This window comes from Microbacterium sulfonylureivorans, from assembly GCF_003999995.1.
Taxonomy (GTDB): Bacteria; Actinomycetota; Actinomycetes; order Actinomycetales; family Microbacteriaceae; genus Microbacterium; species Microbacterium sulfonylureivorans.
In genome coordinates, this window is record NZ_RJAD01000001.1 from 1,860,115 (window position 1) to 1,876,621 (window position 16,507).

The 16,507-nt window shown below is 71.5% G+C and carries 15 protein-coding genes; 13 read left to right on the forward strand and 2 right to left on the reverse strand.

Features of this window, described 5'->3' with window-relative positions; genetic code table 11:
- Genes EER34_RS08205 through EER34_RS08215 form a run of 3 tightly spaced genes read left to right on the forward strand, consistent with a single transcriptional unit; the run spans position 1 to position 4,270 of the window.
- Positions 1-990, forward strand: a complete 990-nt coding sequence (locus tag EER34_RS08205) for a carbohydrate ABC transporter permease (RefSeq protein ID WP_127473995.1) — start codon at positions 1-3, stop codon at positions 988-990.
- The gene (locus EER34_RS08210) at positions 990-1,889 is read left to right on the forward strand and encodes a carbohydrate ABC transporter permease (RefSeq protein ID WP_127473996.1); all 900 of its coding nucleotides are present in this window, start codon (positions 990-992) and stop codon (positions 1,887-1,889) included. Before EER34_RS08205 ends, EER34_RS08210 begins: the two co-directional genes overlap by 1 nt.
- Positions 1,886-4,270, forward strand: a complete 2,385-nt coding sequence (locus tag EER34_RS08215) for a beta-xylosidase/alpha-l-arabinosidase (protein WP_127473997.1) — start codon at positions 1,886-1,888, stop codon at positions 4,268-4,270. The genes EER34_RS08210 and EER34_RS08215 overlap by 4 nt, the downstream gene beginning before the upstream one ends.
- A 385-nt stretch (positions 4,271-4,655) precedes the next feature.
- Here the strand turns inward: EER34_RS08215 and EER34_RS08220 are convergent, their stop codons facing one another.
- Complete coding sequence (locus tag EER34_RS08220; protein WP_127473998.1) at positions 4,656-5,663, reverse strand: LacI family DNA-binding transcriptional regulator; 1,008 nt, start codon at positions 5,661-5,663, stop codon at positions 4,656-4,658.
- 149 nt (positions 5,664-5,812) lie between these two features.
- Here EER34_RS08220 and xylA point away from each other — a divergent pair, with 149 nt between their 5' ends.
- The 7 genes from xylA (at position 5,813) to EER34_RS08255 (ending at position 12,826) form a co-directional block, all read left to right on the forward strand.
- Positions 5,813-7,000: a xylose isomerase gene (gene xylA / locus EER34_RS08225; protein ID WP_127473999.1), complete on the forward strand. Its 1,188-nt coding sequence runs from the start codon at positions 5,813-5,815 to the stop codon at positions 6,998-7,000.
- Between the two features lie 102 nt (positions 7,001-7,102).
- Positions 7,103-8,407 carry a xylulokinase gene (xylB, locus tag EER34_RS08230; RefSeq protein WP_205791424.1) on the forward strand — a complete coding sequence of 435 codons (1,305 nt, stop codon included), beginning with the start codon at positions 7,103-7,105 and terminating at the stop codon, positions 8,405-8,407.
- A 126-nt stretch (positions 8,408-8,533) separates the two neighbouring features.
- Positions 8,534-9,367, forward strand: coding sequence for a transposase (locus EER34_RS08235; protein WP_127474000.1), 834 nt, complete (start codon positions 8,534-8,536; stop codon positions 9,365-9,367).
- Positions 9,368-9,414: 47 nt separating this feature from the next.
- The gene (locus EER34_RS08240; protein ID WP_127474001.1) at positions 9,415-10,158 is read left to right on the forward strand and encodes a GTP pyrophosphokinase; all 744 of its coding nucleotides are present in this window, start codon (positions 9,415-9,417) and stop codon (positions 10,156-10,158) included.
- 113 nt (positions 10,159-10,271) lie between these two features.
- Complete coding sequence (locus EER34_RS08245; RefSeq protein WP_127474002.1) at positions 10,272-11,471, forward strand: cation:proton antiporter; 1,200 nt, start codon at positions 10,272-10,274, stop codon at positions 11,469-11,471.
- Positions 11,468-11,953, forward strand: coding sequence for a glutaminase (locus tag EER34_RS08250; RefSeq protein ID WP_127474003.1), 486 nt, complete (start codon positions 11,468-11,470; stop codon positions 11,951-11,953). The genes EER34_RS08245 and EER34_RS08250 overlap by 4 nt, the downstream gene beginning before the upstream one ends.
- Positions 11,954-12,025: 72 nt before the next feature.
- Entirely contained in the window at positions 12,026-12,826 is an 801-nt protein-coding gene (locus tag EER34_RS08255; protein WP_127474004.1) for a tryptophan-rich sensory protein, read from the forward strand.
- Here the strand turns inward: EER34_RS08255 and EER34_RS08260 are convergent, their stop codons facing one another.
- Positions 12,827-13,594, reverse strand: coding sequence for a glutamine amidotransferase-related protein (locus EER34_RS08260; RefSeq protein WP_127474005.1), 768 nt, complete (start codon positions 13,592-13,594; stop codon positions 12,827-12,829). It lies immediately after the preceding gene.
- A 112-nt stretch (positions 13,595-13,706) separates the two neighbouring features.
- Here EER34_RS08260 and EER34_RS08265 point away from each other — a divergent pair, with 112 nt between their 5' ends.
- The 3 genes from EER34_RS08265 to EER34_RS08275 all read left to right on the forward strand — a co-directional run bounded on the left by EER34_RS08265 (position 13,707) and on the right by EER34_RS08275 (position 16,481).
- Positions 13,707-14,324 (forward strand): RNA polymerase sigma factor, encoded by a 618-nt coding sequence (locus EER34_RS08265; protein WP_127474006.1) that lies wholly within the window; start codon positions 13,707-13,709, stop codon positions 14,322-14,324.
- On the forward strand, positions 14,314-14,781 hold the full coding sequence (locus EER34_RS08270) for a hypothetical protein (RefSeq protein ID WP_240642187.1): 468 nt from the start codon (positions 14,314-14,316) through the stop codon (positions 14,779-14,781). Before EER34_RS08265 ends, EER34_RS08270 begins: the two co-directional genes overlap by 11 nt.
- A gap of 65 nt (positions 14,782-14,846) precedes the next feature.
- Positions 14,847-16,481: a S8/S53 family peptidase gene (locus EER34_RS08275; RefSeq protein ID WP_127474008.1), complete on the forward strand. Its 1,635-nt coding sequence runs from the start codon at positions 14,847-14,849 to the stop codon at positions 16,479-16,481.
- Positions 16,482-16,507: the final 26 nt, after the last annotated feature.

The window sequence follows — 16,507 nt, forward strand, 5'->3', positions numbered from 1 at the left end:
ATGACCACCACCACTGCACCCGGGTCCGCGGTCTCCGCGGGCCCGGGCCCCTCCTCCGTTCGTTCGAAGCGCGCCGCGGGCCGGCGCACCCGGACCGAGATCGTCATCTTCGTCGGGCCCGCGCTGTTCCTCTTCGTCGGCTTCGTGATCCTCCCGGTGATCCTGGCCGCGGTCTACAGCTTCTACCGCCTCCCGTCCGCGTTCCAGTGGAGCGATCTGAACCCCGAGAACTTCCTCGGGCTCGACAACTACGTCAGGGCTCTGACGACTCCCGAGTTCACCCGCGCGATCGGCAACAACTTCTTCATCCTCGTGATGTCGCTGCTCATCCAGGGGCCGATCGCCATCGGCGTCGCACTCCTGCTCAATCGCAGCCTCAAGGGGCGCGGCGCGCTCCGGCTGCTCATCTTCGTGCCGTACGTCCTCGCCGAGGTCATCGCCGGCCTCGCGTGGAAGCTGCTCCTGCAGCCCAACGGAGCGGTCAACGCCACGCTCGAGGCCATCGGACTCGGAGGCCTGGCGCGCAACTGGCTGGCAGACCCCGCCATCGCGCTGTGGACGATCTTCTTCATCCTCACCTGGAAGTACATCGGGTTCGGCATCATCCTCATGCTCGCCGGGCTCCAGGGGGTGCCCGACGAGCTGGCCGAGGCGGCGCAGATCGACGGCGCGAGCTGGTGGCAGGTGCAGCGGTACATCACGATCCCGCTGCTCGCGCCGACCATCCGCATCTGGGCGTTCCTGTCGATCATCGGGTCGCTCCAGGTGTTCGACATGGTGTGGGTGACGGTCTCGCCGACCGTCCGCGGGATCGCGACCGAGACCATGGCCACCTACATGGTCCAGCAGGGCCAGTTCGCCGGGCAGCCCGGCTACGGCAGCGCGATCGCCGTCATCCTCTTCGTCATCTCGCTGGCGGTCGCCCTCGTCTACCAGCGCTTCGCTCTGCGCCGCGACCTCGTCGGCGCCATCACCTCAGGGGTCCGCTGATGTCCTCCACCGTCGAACTCGAGCGTGAACTCGAGCAGGAGCCGGCGCCCGCGGGCGTCGCGGGTCGGCGCTTCGACTGGGGGCAGCCCTTCGTCTATCTCGTCGCCCTCGTCGTCGTCGCGGTCGCCGTCGGGCCTGTCCTCTACGTCTTCATCGGCGGCTTCCGCACCACCGCGGACCTCAATGCGGACCCTGCGGGCATGCCCGACCCGTGGACCCTGCAGAACTGGACGACCGTGCTCACGGCGCCGCGGTTCTGGGGCAACGTGCTGGCGAGCACGTTCCTCGCCGTCGCGACCACGGCGGGCACGGTCATCGCCGGGATCATGGCGGCCTTCGTGATCGCGCGGTACAGCTTCCGCGGCCGCGGCTTCCTCTACACGATGTTCGCGGCGGGGCTGATGTTCCCGCTGACCGTCGCCGCCCTTCCGCTGACACTGCTGCTGCGCACCCTCGGGCTCCACGGCACCTATCTCGGCGTCATCATCCCCGGGATCGCGTTCGCCCTGCCCACGACGATCATCATCCTGGTCCCGTTCCTCCGGGCGATCCCCGCGGAGCTCGAGGAGGCGGCCGTCATCGACGGCAGCACGCGCATCGGGTTCTTCTGGCGGATCCTGCTCCCGCTGTCGAAGCCGGCGCTCGTGACCGTCGGGATCCTCGCGTTCGTGGGCAGCTGGAACGGGTACCTCCTCCCGCTCCTCGTCATCAGCACGGGCTCGCTGCCGCAGGAGCTCTGGCCGCTCCCGCTCGGAGTGACGCAGTTCTCCTCGCAGTACTCGCAGGACACCGGAGCGGTGCTCGCCTACACCTCGCTGGCGATGATCCCCGCTCTGGCGTTCTTCCTGGCGATGGAGAAGCAGATCGTCGGCGGTCTCACGGGGGCGGTGAAGGGATGACGCTCGATCACACCGAGGCGCCGGCTCCCGTCGCCGCTCCGTGGCGGGATGCCTCGCTCCCGATCGCCGACCGCGTCGAGGCGCTGATCGGTGCGATGACCGTCGCCGAGAAGGTGGCGCAGCTGTACGGCGTGTGGGTCGGAGCATCCGAGGACGGCGATGACGTCGCCCCGCACCAGCACGACATGGACGACGACGTCGACCTCGACGCCATCCTGCCGTCGGGGCTCGGGCAGCTCACCCGGCCGTTCGGCACCGCACCGGTCGATCCGGCGATGGGGGCGCTCTCCCTGATGCGCGCACAGCAGCGGATCGTGGCGGCGAGCAGGTTCGGCATCCCGGCGCTCGCGCACGAGGAGTGCCTCGCCGGCTTCGCGACCTGGGGCGCCACCGCGTACCCGGTGCCGCTGAGCTGGGGCGCGTCGTTCGACCCCGACCTGGTGCGCGAGGTGGGCCGCCGCATCGGCGCCGACATGCGCGCGGTCGGCGTGCACCAAGGCCTCGCGCCCGTTCTCGACGTCGTGCGCGACGCCCGCTGGGGGCGAGTGGAGGAGACCATCGGCGAGGACCCGTACCTCGTCGGCACCGTGGCCACCGCGTACATCCAGGGCGTGGAGTCGGCCGGGGTGGTCGCGACGCTGAAGCACTTCGTCGGATACTCGGCCTCGAAGGGCGGCCGCAACCTCGCGCCGGTCTCCGTCGGCCGACGCGAACTCGCCGACGTGCTCCTGCCGCCGTTCGAGATGGCGATCCGAGAGAGCGGCGTGCGGTCGGTGATGAACTCCTACACCGATGTCGACGGCATCCCGACGGCGGCCGACGCATCGCTGCTCACGGCTCTGCTGCGGGAGGAGTGGGGCTTCGAGGGCACGGTGGTCGCGGACTACTTCTCGATCGCCTTCCTCAAGGAGCTGCACGGCTACAGCGAGAGCTGGACGGATGCCGCGCGCGACGCGCTCGCCGCCGGCATCGACGTCGAGCTGCCCACCGTCAAGACGTTCGGCCCGGCGCTCGTCCGCTCCGTCGAGGCCGGCGACGTGGACGAGAGGCTCGTCGATCGGGCGCTGCGCCGGGTGCTCCGTCAGAAGGCGGAGCTCGGGATGCTCGACCCCGACTGGTCGCCGATCCCACCGGCGCTCGCCGGCCGACCCGACGCGCTCGCCGGGACGGGCGACGACGTGCGGGGGAGCGTCGACCTCGACTCGCCGCAGAACCGGACCCTTGCCCGGCGGCTCGCCGAGGAGGCCGTGGTGCTGCTGTCGAACGACGGCGCGCTCCCCTTGGGGCGACCGCGAAGGATCGCGGTCGTCGGTCCCGTCGCCGCTGACCCGTACGCGGTGCTCGGCTGCTATTCGTTCCCCTCGCACGTGGGGGTGCGGCATCCGGAGACGCCCATCGGGATCTCGCTGCCGACCCTCCGCGATGCGGTCGGGGCAGAGTTCGCGGATGCCGAGATCGTCTTCGCGCTCGGAACGACCGTCGATGGGGGCGAGACCGACGGATTCGACGAGGCGGTGGCCGCGGCATCCGGGGCCGACGTCGTCGTGATCGCGCTCGGCGACCGCGCGGGCCTGTTCGGCCGCGGCACGAGCGGCGAGGGGTGCGACGTCGCCGACCTCTCGCTGCCCGGGGCGCAGCAGCAGCTGCTCGACGCGGTGCTCGACGCTGGGACTCCGACGATCGTCACGCTGCTCGCCGGGCGTCCGTACGCGCTCGGCTCGGCGCCGGACCGCGCCGCGGCGATCGTGCAGACCTTCTTCGCCGGCGAGGAGGGGACGGGCGCGATCGCCGGGGTGCTCAGCGGTCGCGTCAACCCCAGCGGCCGGCTGCCGGTCAGCGTTCCGCGCGACCCCGGCGCGCAGCCGTCGACGTACCTCGCGGCGAAGCTGGCCCGGCGCAACGAGGTGTCCAACATCGACCCCACGGCTGCGTTCGCGTTCGGGCACGGTCTCGGATACGCGCCGTTCGTGTGGTCGGATGCCTCGGCCTCCGCCTCCGAGCTGTCCGTCGACGGCTCCGTCACCGTGTCGATCCACGTGGGCAACGCCGGTGACCGCGACGGCGTGGAGGTCGTCCAGCTGTACCTCCACGACCCGGTCGCGTCGGTCGTGCGCCCCGTCCAGCGACTCATCGCCTACGCCCGGGTGCCGCTCGCGGCCGGCGCGCGGGCACGCGTGTCGTTCGAGGTGCCCGCAGACCTGGTGTCGTTCACGGGCGCGGACGGCCGGCGCATCGTCGAGCCGGGTGAGCTCGTGCTCGGCTTCGGCCGATCGAGCGCCGAGATCGTCGCCACGCGCGCGGTGCGCCTGGTCGGCGACACGCGCGTCGTCGGTCGGGACCGCGCGCTGCACGCGATCGTCGCGGTGACGCCCGACGCCTGACGAGGATGCCGGGGCTCCGCGTTCCCCGCGGGGCCCCGGCATCCCGTCCCTGCCCGGCCCGCCCCGGCATCCCGTCCCTGCCCATCCCTGCCCGGCCCTGCCCGGCCCTGCCCGGCCCTGCCCGGCCCTGCCCTGCCCGGCCCTCTCCTCTCCTCTCCTCTCCTCTCCTCGGGTTTGGGGCGCGCTCTGTCGTTCGGGGCGTACCACGTGCGCCCCGAACGATGTCGTGGGCCCCGAACGATCTCGTAGGACGCAGCCGAGCGCCAGCGGTCGCCGCACCGGTGCCGAGCGGGGGTCCGGGGCGCGTTCCGTGGCGGGTCGACGGCGTGTCACGGCGTGTTGTGGCGTGTTCGCGCCCCGGATCGACGGCGATGCCCTCGGGAGATCAGCCCGGGAGCGGGGCCGTGCTGCCGCGCACGACGAGGTGCGTCGCGAGGTCCATGCGGAGGGTGTCGACGGTGGCGCCGTCGGCGAGGCGAAGGGCCAGGCGGGTCGCCTCCTCGCCCATGCGGCGCAGCGGCTGGTGGACCGTGGTGAGCTGCGGGCTCATCCAGCGCGAGAGTGCGATGTCGTCGTAGCCGACGACGGAGAGGTCGTCGGGCACGCTCAGGCCGGCCGCCGAGCCTGCGGCGATCACGCCGAGCGCCTGCAGGTCGCTGCCGGCGAAGAACGCGGTCGGCGGGTCGGCGAGCTGGAGCAGATCGCGTGCGTGGGTCTCGCCACCGCCGGGGTGGAAGTCGCCGAAGCGGATCAGGTCGGGGTCGATCGGCAGTCCCGCCGCGTTCATCGCGGAGCGGTAGCCGTCGACCCGGGCCAGCGAGCACATCATGTCCTCCGGGCCGGTGATGGCCGCGATGCGCCGATGGCCGAGCTCGATGAGGTGGCGCGTGGCCATGAGCCCGCCCGACCAGTTGGCCGACCCGACCGACGGCACGTCGGGCGAGGGGTCGCCGGCGGGGTCGACGATGACGAAGGGGATGCCGCGGGACCGGAGCTTCTCGCGGTAGCGGGCCTCGATGTCGGAGAACACCAGGATGACGCCCACCGGCCGCCGGCGCAGCACGCCGTCGATCCAGTCGGCGGAGGGGGCGTGCCGGTCGCCGCTGACGGTGAGGACCACGGAGAGGCCGGCGGCGTGTGCGACGTCCTCCACACCCTCGATGACCTCCATCGACCAGCTCGGCTCGAGCTCGTGGAAGACGAGCTCGACGAACTCGCTGCGCTGCGCCGAGTTGCGTCGGCGGTATCCGTGACGGGCGAGATGCTCCTCGAGGCGGGCGCGGGTGGCCGGCGAGACGTCGGTGCGTCCGTTGAGCACCTTCGACATCGTGGCCAGCGAGACGCCGGCCTCGGCCGCGATCTCGGCCAGAGTCACCCGTGGCGTATCGGACATGCGTCGATGGTAGCGCCCGAAAGTATCGGACGCGCGACTCGCAAGTGTCGACGGATGCCGGTGGACGCGGCATCCGTCATGGTATAGGTTGTCGTCAACAACATTTAGTTCACCGTCGAACCGTGTTCGTCGCCGAATCGAGGAGCGTCATGCCCACCCCCACTCCCGCCGACAAGTTCTCCTTCGGCCTCTGGACCGTCGGCTACAACGGCACCGATCCCTTCGGCGGGCCGACCCGCAACGCCCTCGACGTCGTGCACGTGGTCGAGAAGCTCGCCGAGCTGGGCGCCTACGGGCTCACGTTCCACGACGACGACCTCTTCGCCTTCGGCTCGTCCGACGCGCAGCGCCAGAACCAGATCGACCGCCTGAAGGGCGCCCTCGCCGGCACCGGCCTCATCGTGCCGATGGTCACGACGAACCTCTTCTCCGCTCCGGTGTTCAAGGACGGCGGCTTCACGGCCAACGACCGCGACGTGCGTCGCTTCGCGCTGCGCAAGGTCTTCCGTCAGCTCGACCTCGGCGCCGAGCTCGGCGCCAAGACGTTCGTCATGTGGGGCGGCCGCGAGGGCGCCGAGTACGACTCGGCCAAGGACATCCGCCAGGCGCTCGAGCGCTACCGCGAGGCCGTGAACCTGCTCGGCGACTACGTGACCGACAAGGGTTACGACATCCGCTTCGCGATCGAGCCGAAGCCGAACGAGCCCCGCGGCGACATCCTCCTGCCCACGCTCGGCCACGCGATCGCGTTCATCGACTCGCTCGAGCGCCCCGAGCTCGTCGGACTCAACCCCGAGGTCGGCCACGAGCAGATGGCGGGGCTGAACTTCGCCGCCGGAATCGCGCAGGCGCTGTTCCACGGCAAGCTCTTCCACATCGACCTCAACGGCCAGCGCGGCATCAAGTACGACCAGGACCTCGTGTTCGGGCACGGCGACCTGCACAACGCGTTCGCGCTCGTCGATCTGCTCGAGAACGGCGGCCCCGGCGGGGTGCCGGCGTACGAGGGTCCGCGCCACTTCGACTACAAGCCGAGCCGCACCGAGGACGAGAAGGGCGTATGGGAGTCCGCCGCGGCCAACATGACGACCTACCTCCTCCTCAAGGAGCGCGCGGCCGCGTTCCGCGCCGACCCCGAGGTGCAGGAGGCGCTCGAAGCCGCCAAGGTGTTCGAGCTGTCGACCCCGACCCTCAACCCCGGTGAGTCGTACGATGACTTCCTCGCGGACCGCTCCGCCTACGAGGAGTTCGACACCGGCGCGTACCTCGGCGGCAAGGGCGGCGGCTTCGTCCGTCTGCAGCAGCTCGCGACCGAGCACCTGCTCGGCGCCCGCTGACCCCACCTCGCCAGACTTCGTTCGTGTGGAGTAGGTCGCGTTGCGTTCGCGCAGGCTGCGCGACCTACTCCACACAAACGGCCTGAGCTCGAAGGAGTGCACGTGACTCTCGTGATGGGCGTCGACTCGTCGACCCAGTCCTGCAAGGTGCTGATCGCGGATGCCGCCACCGGCGCCGTCGTGCGCGAAGGGCGTGCCACCCACCCGGGCGGCACCGAGGTCGACCCGGCCGCGTGGTGGGAGGCGCTCCAGGCGGCGATCGCCGGCGCCGGCGGCCTCGACGACGTCGAGGCGTGGGCCATCGGCGGGCAGCAGCACGGCATGGTCGCGCTCGACGAGGCCGGGCGGGTCATCCGTCCCGCCCTGCTGTGGAACGACACCCGATCGGCGGGCGCGGCCGCCGATCTGACCGCGGAGTTCGGCGCCGAGGAGCTCGCGCGGCGCACCGGCCTCGTGCCCGTGGCGTCGTTCACCCTCACCAAGCTCCGGTGGCTGCGCGACAGCGAGCCCGAGAACGCGGCGCGCGTCGCGGCTGTCGCCCTGCCGCACGACTGGCTCACGTGGCGGATTCGCGGCTTCGGGCCGGTGGGCGAGTCGCCGCGCGGTCCCGTCCTCGACGAGCTCGTCACGGACCGATCGGATGCCTCGGGCACAGGCTACTGGGATCCGGCGACCGGCGGCTATGACCGCGAGCTCCTCGTCGCGGCGCTCGGCCGCGACGCCGCGCTTCCGCGCGTGCTCGGCCCCGACGAATGGGTCGAGGACGAGGCCGGACGCCGCGTGGGCGGTGGGGCCGGCGACAACGCCGGCGCCGCGCTCGGTCTCGGAGCCGGGCCGGGCGACGTCGTCGTCTCGATCGGCACCAGCGGCACCGTCTTCGCCGTGAGCGACGAGCGCACGATCGACCCGACGGGCACGGTCGCCGGCTTCGCGGACTGCACGGGCCGGTTCCTGCCCCTCGTCGCGACGCTCAACGCCGCACGCGTGCTCGACGCCGTCGCGGGGCTGCTCGGAGTCGATCACGCCGAGCTCAGCCGCCTCGCGCTGGCCGCACAGCCCGGTGCGGGCGGGCTCGCGCTGGTGCCGTACTTCGAGGGCGAGCGCACCCCGAATCTCCCCGACGCGACGGCAGCGCTCACCGGCATGACGCTCGCCTCGACCACGCGCGAGAACCTCGCCCGCGCCGCTGTCGAGGGCATGCTGAGCGGCCTGGCCGCCGGTCTCGAGGCTCTGCGCGGACTCGGCGTCCCCCTCGACCGCGCCCTGCTCATCGGCGGCGGTGCCCAGTCCGAGGCCGTCCGTGCCATCGCTCCACTCGTGCTCGGGCTCGCCGTCGAGGTCCCCGTCCCGGGCGAGTACGTCGCGCTCGGCGCGGCGCGCCAGGCCGCCGCCGTGCTCGACGCCTGACCCGCGGTCGAGAGCGCACGAATCACGCTTCGGCGTGAACTGCGAGTGTGATTCGTGCGCTCTCGGGCGCCGCGGTCGTTCGCGCGCCCCGGTGCGCGCACGAACGGCGTGGGGGAGGATGGGCGCGTGGCCGAGCGGAACGACCTCGACGAGATCGCGGCGGAGCTCTACGCGCTCCCGCCCGCGGAGTTCACTGCGGCCCGCAACGGCCGCGCCGGCATGGCCGACCGCGCGATCGCCGCGCAGGTCAAGGCGCTGCGCAAGCCCACGGTCGCGGCCTGGGCCGTGAACCTGCTCGCCCGCAACGGGCAGCTGGGCGATGCGCTCGAACTCGCGTCGGCGCTGCGCGAGGCACAGGAAGACCTCGACGCCGCAGAGCTCTCGCGCCTCGGTCGGCAGCGCCGAGCCCTCGTCGCCGCGCTCGCGACGCAGGCGGTCGGTCTCGCGAAGGACGCCGGGGTCGCCGTGAGCGCCGCCGCGCGCGACGACGTCGAGAAGACGATCAACGCGGCGGTGATGGATGCCTCGGCCGCCGCGGCCGTCATGACGGCGCGGCTCGTGACTCCGCTCGAGGCGGGGACGTTCGAGGCGGCCGATCTCGCCGACGCCGTGGGCGGCTCCGTCCCCGGGGTCGTGGCCCCTCCGCAGCGCGACGACCTCGCCGAGCGCCGGGCGCGAAAGGCTGCCGAGAAGGCCGCGCGCGAGGCGGAGCGCGCCGCGAACGAGGCCGAGCGCGAGCTCGCGCGAGTGGACGCGCAGCGCCAGAAGCTCCAGGAGCGGGTCGACCACGTGGCGGAGCGGATCGACGACCTGCGCCGCGACCTGGAGCGGCTCGAGGGAGAGCAGGCGAAGGCGACGACCGCGCTCGCCGAGATCGAGGAGGAGCGGGATGCCGCGGCATCCCGTGCCCGCGCAGCGGTGAAGGACGCCGAGCGCGCACGCACCGCCATCGCCGACTGACCGCGATCTCACAGACGTTTCGTAGACGGCGTGCATAGCGTGGGGTCATGGCGAACACGGCGCCCCTGGCGCACGCAGCGGATCCTGATGATGCATCGATCACGGTTTCGGCCGCTGAACTCCGGGAGCTGCGCGACGAGTTCGAGCGATTCCTGATGGAGTACCGGTTCGGGATGCAGGAGGTCGAGACGAAGCTCGGCATCCTGCGGGACGAGTTCCAGCTGGTGCACGAGTACAACCCGATCGAGCACGTGTCGAGCCGCGTGAAGTCGCCCGACAGCCTCGTCGAGAAGGTCCAGCGCAAGGGCGTCGAGCCCGACTTCGCGTCGATCCGCGACAGCATCACCGATATCGCGGGCGTGCGGGTGACGTGCAGCTTCGTCGCCGACGCGTACCGGCTCTTCAACCTGCTCACCGAGCAGGACGACATCCGTGTGATCTCGGTCAAGGACTACATCGCCCACCCGAAGCCCAACGGCTACAAGAGCCTGCACGCCATCGTGGCGGTGCCGGTGTTCCTGTCGAGCGGTCGTGTGGAGGTGCCCGTCGAGGTGCAGTTCCGCACGATCGCGATGGACTTCTGGGCGAGCCTCGAGCACAAGATCTACTACAAGTACGACACCAACGTCCCGGTCGAGCTCCTCGACAGCCTGAAGGATGCCGCAGACACCGCCGCCGAGCTCGACGAGCGCATGGAGCGGCTGCACCGCGAGATCCGAGGCTCGTCGGCCACCGCGACCGCGCAGGTGCGCCCGCGCGTCCTCGGACCCGGTCGGGCCATCGAGGCGTGACCGCGTTCGGGGCGCCATCCGTCAGTCGGGGCACGCAGTTCCCGCCCCGACTGACAGGATGCGCCCCTGATCCGGGATCCTGACCACGCTCGCCCCGTCGCTAGGGTGAGTCCGTGGACCTCGAGCCGACGCTGCTGATCATCCCGCTCCTCGGTGTGCTCGCACCGCTGCTCGCCCGCGGAATCGGCCGGTGGATCCGCGTGCCCATCGTCGTGTTCGAGCTCGTCCTCGGCATCCTGGTGGGTCCGAGCGTACTGGGCTGGGCGCAGCCGGATGCCTTCATCGACGTCCTGTCGGAGTTCGGTCTCGCGATGCTGTTCTTCGTCGCCGGGTCCGAGATCGAGTTCGCCGCGTTCCGCGGGCGAACCGGCCGGCGTGCCTCGTTCGGCTGGCTCCTCAGCCTCGCGGTCGGCGTCGGGCTCGCCTGGATCTTCGTCCCCGGGGAGGAGGCGATCATCATCGGCGTCGCCCTCGCCTCGACCGCGCTCGGCACGATCCTCCCGATCCTCCGCGACGCCGGTGAGCTCAAGACCCCGTTCGGCCGCGCGCTCGGCGCGATCGGCGCGGTCGGCGAGTTCGGTCCGCTGATCGCGATCTCGATCTTCCTCGGCCAGCGCAACCCCGGGTACTCGACGCTCGTGCTGGCGCTCTTCGGAGTCCTGGCCGGCCTCGCCATCTGGCTGGCCTTCCGCGTGCCGCGCGGGGCGATGCACCGCTTCGTCAGCTCGACGCTGCACACGTCGGGGCAGTTCGCGATCCGGGTCGTCCTGCTCATCCTCTCGGGCCTCATCGCACTGAGCATCGTCCTCGACCTGGACATCCTGCTCGGCGCGTTCACCGCGGGCATCGTGTGGCGGCTCCTCATGCGCGATGCAGCCGAGCCCGACCGCGAGGCCGTCGAGAGCAAGGTCGAGGCGGTCGCCTTCGGCTTCCTCGTCCCGGTGTTCTTCATCTACACGGGTGTGACGTTCGACCTCGCCGCCCTCCTCGCGCAGCCGACTCTCTTCCTGCTGCTGCCGGTCGTCCTCGTGGTGCTGTTCGTCGTCCGAGGTCTGCCGTCGATGCTGGCGGCGCCGGAGGGGTCGACGGGCCGCGATCGACTCTCGATCGCGCTCCTCGGGGCCACCGCGCTGCCGATCATCGTCGCGGTGACGGCGATCGGCGTGGATGAGGGCATCCTGTCGACTGCGGCGTCGGCTCTCCTGGTCGGAGCCGGAATGCTCTCGGTGCTCCTCTTCCCGCTCATCGCGATGAGCATCCGCGGAGAGCGTGCGACCGGCGCCGCGCTGCCGGTGGAGGACGACGCGGCGTGAGCATCGACGCGCTCCTCGACGCCGCCCGCGAGCGGCTGGCCGGGGCGCCGCGCGAGGGCCTGGGCGAACTCGTCGAGCCGCGTCGCATCCTCGGGATCGCGCGCGCGGCCCGGATCGTCCCGCGCGGGACCGCCTGGCACCTCGGCGCGCTGCTGCTGACCGACGACGGCGTCCTCGCGACGGGCGAGGTCGTGCGAGCGCGCACCGAGGCGGTCCGCGGATACACGGCCGAGTCGCAGCGCCGGCGCTCCGAGCTCGCCGCGGCCGCACGTCGCGGCGGATTCGACGAGGGCGCGACCGTGCACATCGGTTGGCGGATGCTCGATCCCGCCGCCGTCGACCGGGGAGAGGCATCCGATCCCCTCGCGGTGGTGGACGGCGTCGTGAGCATCCGCTGGAGCGCCGCGGCCGGCTACATGCCTCTCGCGCGCTACCTCGACGAGCGGATCGCCCTGCTGCTCGATCCACCCGCCGGAGCGTGACGGCGCCCTAGGGGACCGGCCCGAGCGTGTCAACCGGGTGCGTGCCCGCGGAGGCATACGTAGCGTGGAGGCATGGCCGCCAAGGACCTCACTCGCCAGATCGTCGTCATCAGCGCCTTCTGCTTCATGATCATCGCCGCCATGGTCGGCACCGGACTGTTCGGCGGAACGCCGGTGCAGGACCTGCAGGACGGCGCCCTCGACGCAGACGGGTCGTTCCTCGCGCCGGCGCGTCCGGCGTTCTCCATCTGGACGGTCATCTACGTCGGCCTCTTCGCCTACACGGTATGGCAGGCGCTCCCCCGGCAGCGGTCGCGGTCGCGTCAGCGGGCCGTGGGGTGGCTCATCGCGGCGACGATGGTGCTCAACGGCGTGTGGCTGGTCACGGCGCAGTTCGCGACGCTGCCGCTCACGGTCCTCGCGATCGTCGTCCTGCTGGCGGTGCTCGGCCTGACTTTCCGGCGCACGGTGACCGACCCGGGGCGCGGATGGATCGACTCCCTGCTGATCGACGGCGTCACCGGGCTGCACCTCGGCTGGGTGACGCTCGCCACGGTCGCGAACACGACCGCGTGGCTCACCACGATCGTCGCCGACGACGCCGCGGACTCCGCGACGCTGTGGGGCGTCCTCGTCCTGGTCGTCGTCGCGGTCATCGGAGTCGGGATCGCGTGGGCGAGCGGCTGGCGCATCGCGCCGGGCCTGGCGATGGCGTGGGGCCTCTCCTGGATAGCTGTCGGGCGCCTGGCCTTCGAGCCGCCGAACACCGCGATCGGCGTCACTGCGATCGTCGTCGCGGCGATCGTCCTGCTCGTGCCGGTCGTCGGCACGGTGCTCCACCGCGCCGCCGATGTGCGCAACGCCGAGGTCTGATCAGTCGGCGTCGGCCGGGCCGAACCGCTGCGCGAACGCGCGCAGCAGGCGCACCGGCTCGGTGACGGATGACGCGAGCACGCGCGCTGCGACGACGTCGTAGTCGTTCGCCTCGAAGTAGCCGTCGTCGCGGTACACCGCCATGCGCTGCGTGAACGCCTTCGTGGTCGGCTCGGGGTGGAACTGCGTCGCGTAGAGCCGGTCGCCGACGACGTAGGCCTGGACGGGGCATCCGTCGTTCACCGCGAGGAGGGTCGCGCCCGGAGGCGGGACGGCCGTGCCCTCCTTGTGTGCCGTGAGCGCCGTGAAGCGCGTGGCGAGTCCGCCGAACAGCGGATCTCCCTGGCCTGCCCTGGTGAGCTCGATCGTCACCGGACCGGTGTCTTCGGGGTACGCGCGACTCACCTCGCCGCCGAGCATCCGCGTGACCACGCCGATGCCGTAGCACGTGAACAGCGCGGCGGGTGCGTCGTCGTCGCCGGGCGTCCCCTCGGCGACCCGGCGGGCGATGCGCTCGAGGCCGGCCTCGACGCGGCGCTGGACGTCGGTCTTGGTCGACTCGGGGTCGGCGAGGTTGAACGGGCTGCCGCCGACGAGGAAGCCGCTGTAGCGGTCGAACACGTCGTCGGGGAGCGGCTCGCGCACGAGGTCGAGATGGCCGAGCCGACTCTCGTCGAGCTTCATCGCGGTGCGGAACGATTCGTACTCGGCGGCCGCCGCTCCCTGTTGCGGCCGCACGCACACATAGAGCAGTGGCGCGGTCGTCATGCCGTGAATTCTAGGTCGCGGCATCCGCATCCGCATTCCCGGAGAAATCGCACGAGACATGTATCAGTCGCCACCTATCGCTCTCCACGTTGGTGTGGACACAATGGGCGTCATGATGCATGCGGGCGCTGGGGCATCCGCCGACTCGGTCGAGCCGGCGCGATGGGAGCGTGCCGCGGCGCTGTTCGTGCGCTGGCGCGACGGCGACAGCCGCGCGATGGACGAGCTCGTCCGGCTCATGACGCCGCCGCTGTGGCACGTCGTGCGCGCGTACGGGCTCGATGCGGCACTCGCGCAGGATGTCGTGCAGACGACGTGGCTGACGCTGGTGCGCCGTCACGAGACCATCCTCGACGCGCAGGCCGTGTCGGGATGGCTGACGATGTGCGCGCGCCGCGAGGCGTGGCGTGTCGGCAAGCAGCAGCGCCGCGCCGATCCGACCGAGGCCGAAGCGCTCGAACCCCATCTGCCGGTCCACGAATCCGCGGAGCAGACCGCCGCCACCGACGACGCCTCGCGTCGGCTGTGGATCGCGGTCGCGACGCTCAACGAACGATGCCAGCGCCTGCTGCGGATCGTCGCGTTCGAGGACCGCCCCGACTATGCGCGCATCGCAGAGGATCTCGCGATGCCGATCGGGTCGATCGGACCGACCCGCCAGCGCTGTCTCGCCAAACTCCGGGCTGAACTCGAGGGCGCCGGATGGGGAGGAGATGATGATGGACACTGAGGACTTCGCCGCGGATGCGGCGCTCTTCGCACGACTGCGCGCGGTGTGGGAGGAGGTGGATCCGGCGCCGGCCGACCTCGTCGATCGGATGGTGGCCGCCGTCGCCGTGGAAGACCTCTCTCGCGAGTACGCGCTGCTGACGCTCGTGGAAGGGACGCTCGCGGCGGTGCGCGGCGAAGCCGACACCGCGACGCTGCAGTTCAGCGACGGCTCGACGACGGTGCTCCTCCACGTCTCCGTGACGGAGGACGGCGGCCGCCGGGTCGACGGATGGGTGGATGCCGCGGCCCTCGCGATCCGCCTCACCCAGGGCGAGCGCGAGTGGTCCGCAGAGGCCGGCGAGCACGGCCGATTCGCGTTCGACGAGGTCACGCCGGGGGTGGCGCGACTGCGCATGGTCGTGAAGGACGCCACCGGCGAGCTGCGCGACTTCCAGACGCCGCAGTTCGAAGTGTGATCGACCCCGACATCGGGGAGCGGCTGCGACGAAGGACGTCGCCCGCGATGAGGAGGTAGCGAGAGATGGCAGCAGCAGGGGAACCCGGCTGGCGGAACAGAGTCGATGCGGCACGACCCCGAGGCGTCCCCCTGGACCCGACGAGCGAACCGGTCGACGGCGTCCGCGCCTACCCGACCTCCTATGCGCCGGACCACCTCCTCGTTTCCGACGCCTCGCGTCTGCCGGAGATCCTCGAGACGCTCCGTGAAGCCGCCGCCGACTTCGGCTGGGGTGTGCGCCTGACTACGATCAAGGGCGAGCGCCTCGAGGAGCAGGACGCGATCGAGCGCGCGCGCCGAGAAGAGGCCGAGACGGGCCTGCCGATCGTGCTGCTCGCCGTCATCTTCCCGTCGCCGCGCGACGACCGCGACGACCAGCCCGTTCCTCCGATCGACGCCTGGCGTCTGCTGCAGCGCGCCCGCGCCCGTCGAGGGACCGACATCGCCGGCGTGGGCCTCGATCACGTGATCACCGTCGACCCGTTCGGCTCGACCAACCCCTTCGGTTCGACCAATCCGTTCGGCTCGACGAACCCGTTCGGATCGACCAACCCCTTCGGCTCGACGAACCCGTTCGGCTCGACCAACGCTCCCGGCCCGGGAAGCTACGCCTACCCGGGATCCGGCGGTCGCGAGGTCGTGACCTACATCGGCGACCCGCCCCGCCGCGACGACTCGGCGATCAAGGGCCGGCGCCCCGTGGTCGCGTTCATGGACACCGGGTGCGGGACGCACCCCTGGCTCCCGGGCTCCATCGTCGAACGTCATCTCAAGCTCGACGGCGAACCCGTCGGCATCTCCGACCCCGCCACCGACCCGGAGGCCATCGGCGATCTCGCGGGGCCCTACGACGGATTCCTCGACGGCGCGTCCGGACACGGGACGTTCGTCGCCGGAGTGATCCGGCAGGTCTGCCCCGACGCCGACCTGATCTCGATCCGCGTCGCCGACAGCCAGGGCGCTCTCCTCGAGGGCGAGTTCCTCGAGGCGGTCCGTGCGGTCGCCGTCCTGGTCATCCGCTACGCACGCGGCAAGGGCGGGCGTCCAATCGACGTGCTCAGCCTCTCGCTCAGCTACTACCACGAGACGCCCGACGACGGTCAGTTCGACCTGACCCTGATCAAGTACCTGCTCGCCGCACGGCGGCACGGCTGCGCCGTCGTCTGCTCGTCGGGCAATGACGCGACCGACCGGCCGGCGTTCCCGGCCGCACTGTGGGCGTGGCCGGGTGCCGACTTCGTCGTCGAGGATCCCTCGGATGCCGCGCCCCATGTCTCGGTCGGCGCGCTCAACCCGAACGGCACGTCGGTCGCCCTCTTCAGCAACGTCGGGCGGTGGGTGCGGTGCTACGCGCCGGGGGTCTCGGTCGTCAGCTCGCTCCCGCCCATGAACGGCGGAGTGCAGGCCGGCACGCGAAACGATCGATTCGGGCTGCGGCGCGAGACCGTCGATCCCGATGACTTCACCGGCGGGTTCGCCGTCTGGAGCGGCACCTCGTTCGCCGCGCCGTACATCGCGGGCACCCTCGCCGAGATGGTCGGCGTCGGTCTGATCGACGGCCGCGCGAAGGAGGACGCCAAGGCGCGCGTCAAGGCCCTCGTGAAGGCCGGCGAGACGGTGCTGCGGGACTGGGACGGTCACCGGCGCGCTCCGGCCTGAAACGCGGGGTGGACTGCGCCAAGATG

What these genes read in the sequence shown, in the direction of transcription:
- EER34_RS08220 (WP_127473998.1), bottom strand. Translation starts at nt 5,663, where the DNA reads ATGTCCGATACGCCACGGGTGACTCTGGCCGAGATCGCGGCCGAGGCC.
- EER34_RS08210 (WP_127473996.1), top strand. Translation starts at nt 990, where the DNA reads ATGTCCTCCACCGTCGAACTCGAGCGTGAACTCGAGCAGGAGCCGGCG.
- EER34_RS08215 (WP_127473997.1), top strand. Translation starts at nt 1,886, where the DNA reads ATGACGCTCGATCACACCGAGGCGCCGGCTCCCGTCGCCGCTCCGTGG.
- EER34_RS08260 (WP_127474005.1), bottom strand. Translation starts at nt 13,594, where the DNA reads ATGACGACCGCGCCACTGCTCTATGTGTGCGTGCGGCCGCAACAGGGA.
- EER34_RS08255 (WP_127474004.1), top strand. Translation starts at nt 12,026, where the DNA reads ATGGCCGCCAAGGACCTCACTCGCCAGATCGTCGTCATCAGCGCCTTC.
- EER34_RS08275 (WP_127474008.1), top strand. Translation starts at nt 14,847, where the DNA reads ATGGCAGCAGCAGGGGAACCCGGCTGGCGGAACAGAGTCGATGCGGCA.
- EER34_RS08240 (WP_127474001.1), top strand. Translation starts at nt 9,415, where the DNA reads ATGGCGAACACGGCGCCCCTGGCGCACGCAGCGGATCCTGATGATGCA.
- EER34_RS08205 (WP_127473995.1), top strand. Translation starts at nt 1, where the DNA reads ATGACCACCACCACTGCACCCGGGTCCGCGGTCTCCGCGGGCCCGGGC.
- EER34_RS08265 (WP_127474006.1), top strand. Translation starts at nt 13,707, where the DNA reads ATGATGCATGCGGGCGCTGGGGCATCCGCCGACTCGGTCGAGCCGGCG.
- xylA (WP_127473999.1), top strand. Translation starts at nt 5,813, where the DNA reads ATGCCCACCCCCACTCCCGCCGACAAGTTCTCCTTCGGCCTCTGGACC.
- EER34_RS08270 (WP_240642187.1), top strand. Translation starts at nt 14,314, where the DNA reads ATGGACACTGAGGACTTCGCCGCGGATGCGGCGCTCTTCGCACGACTG.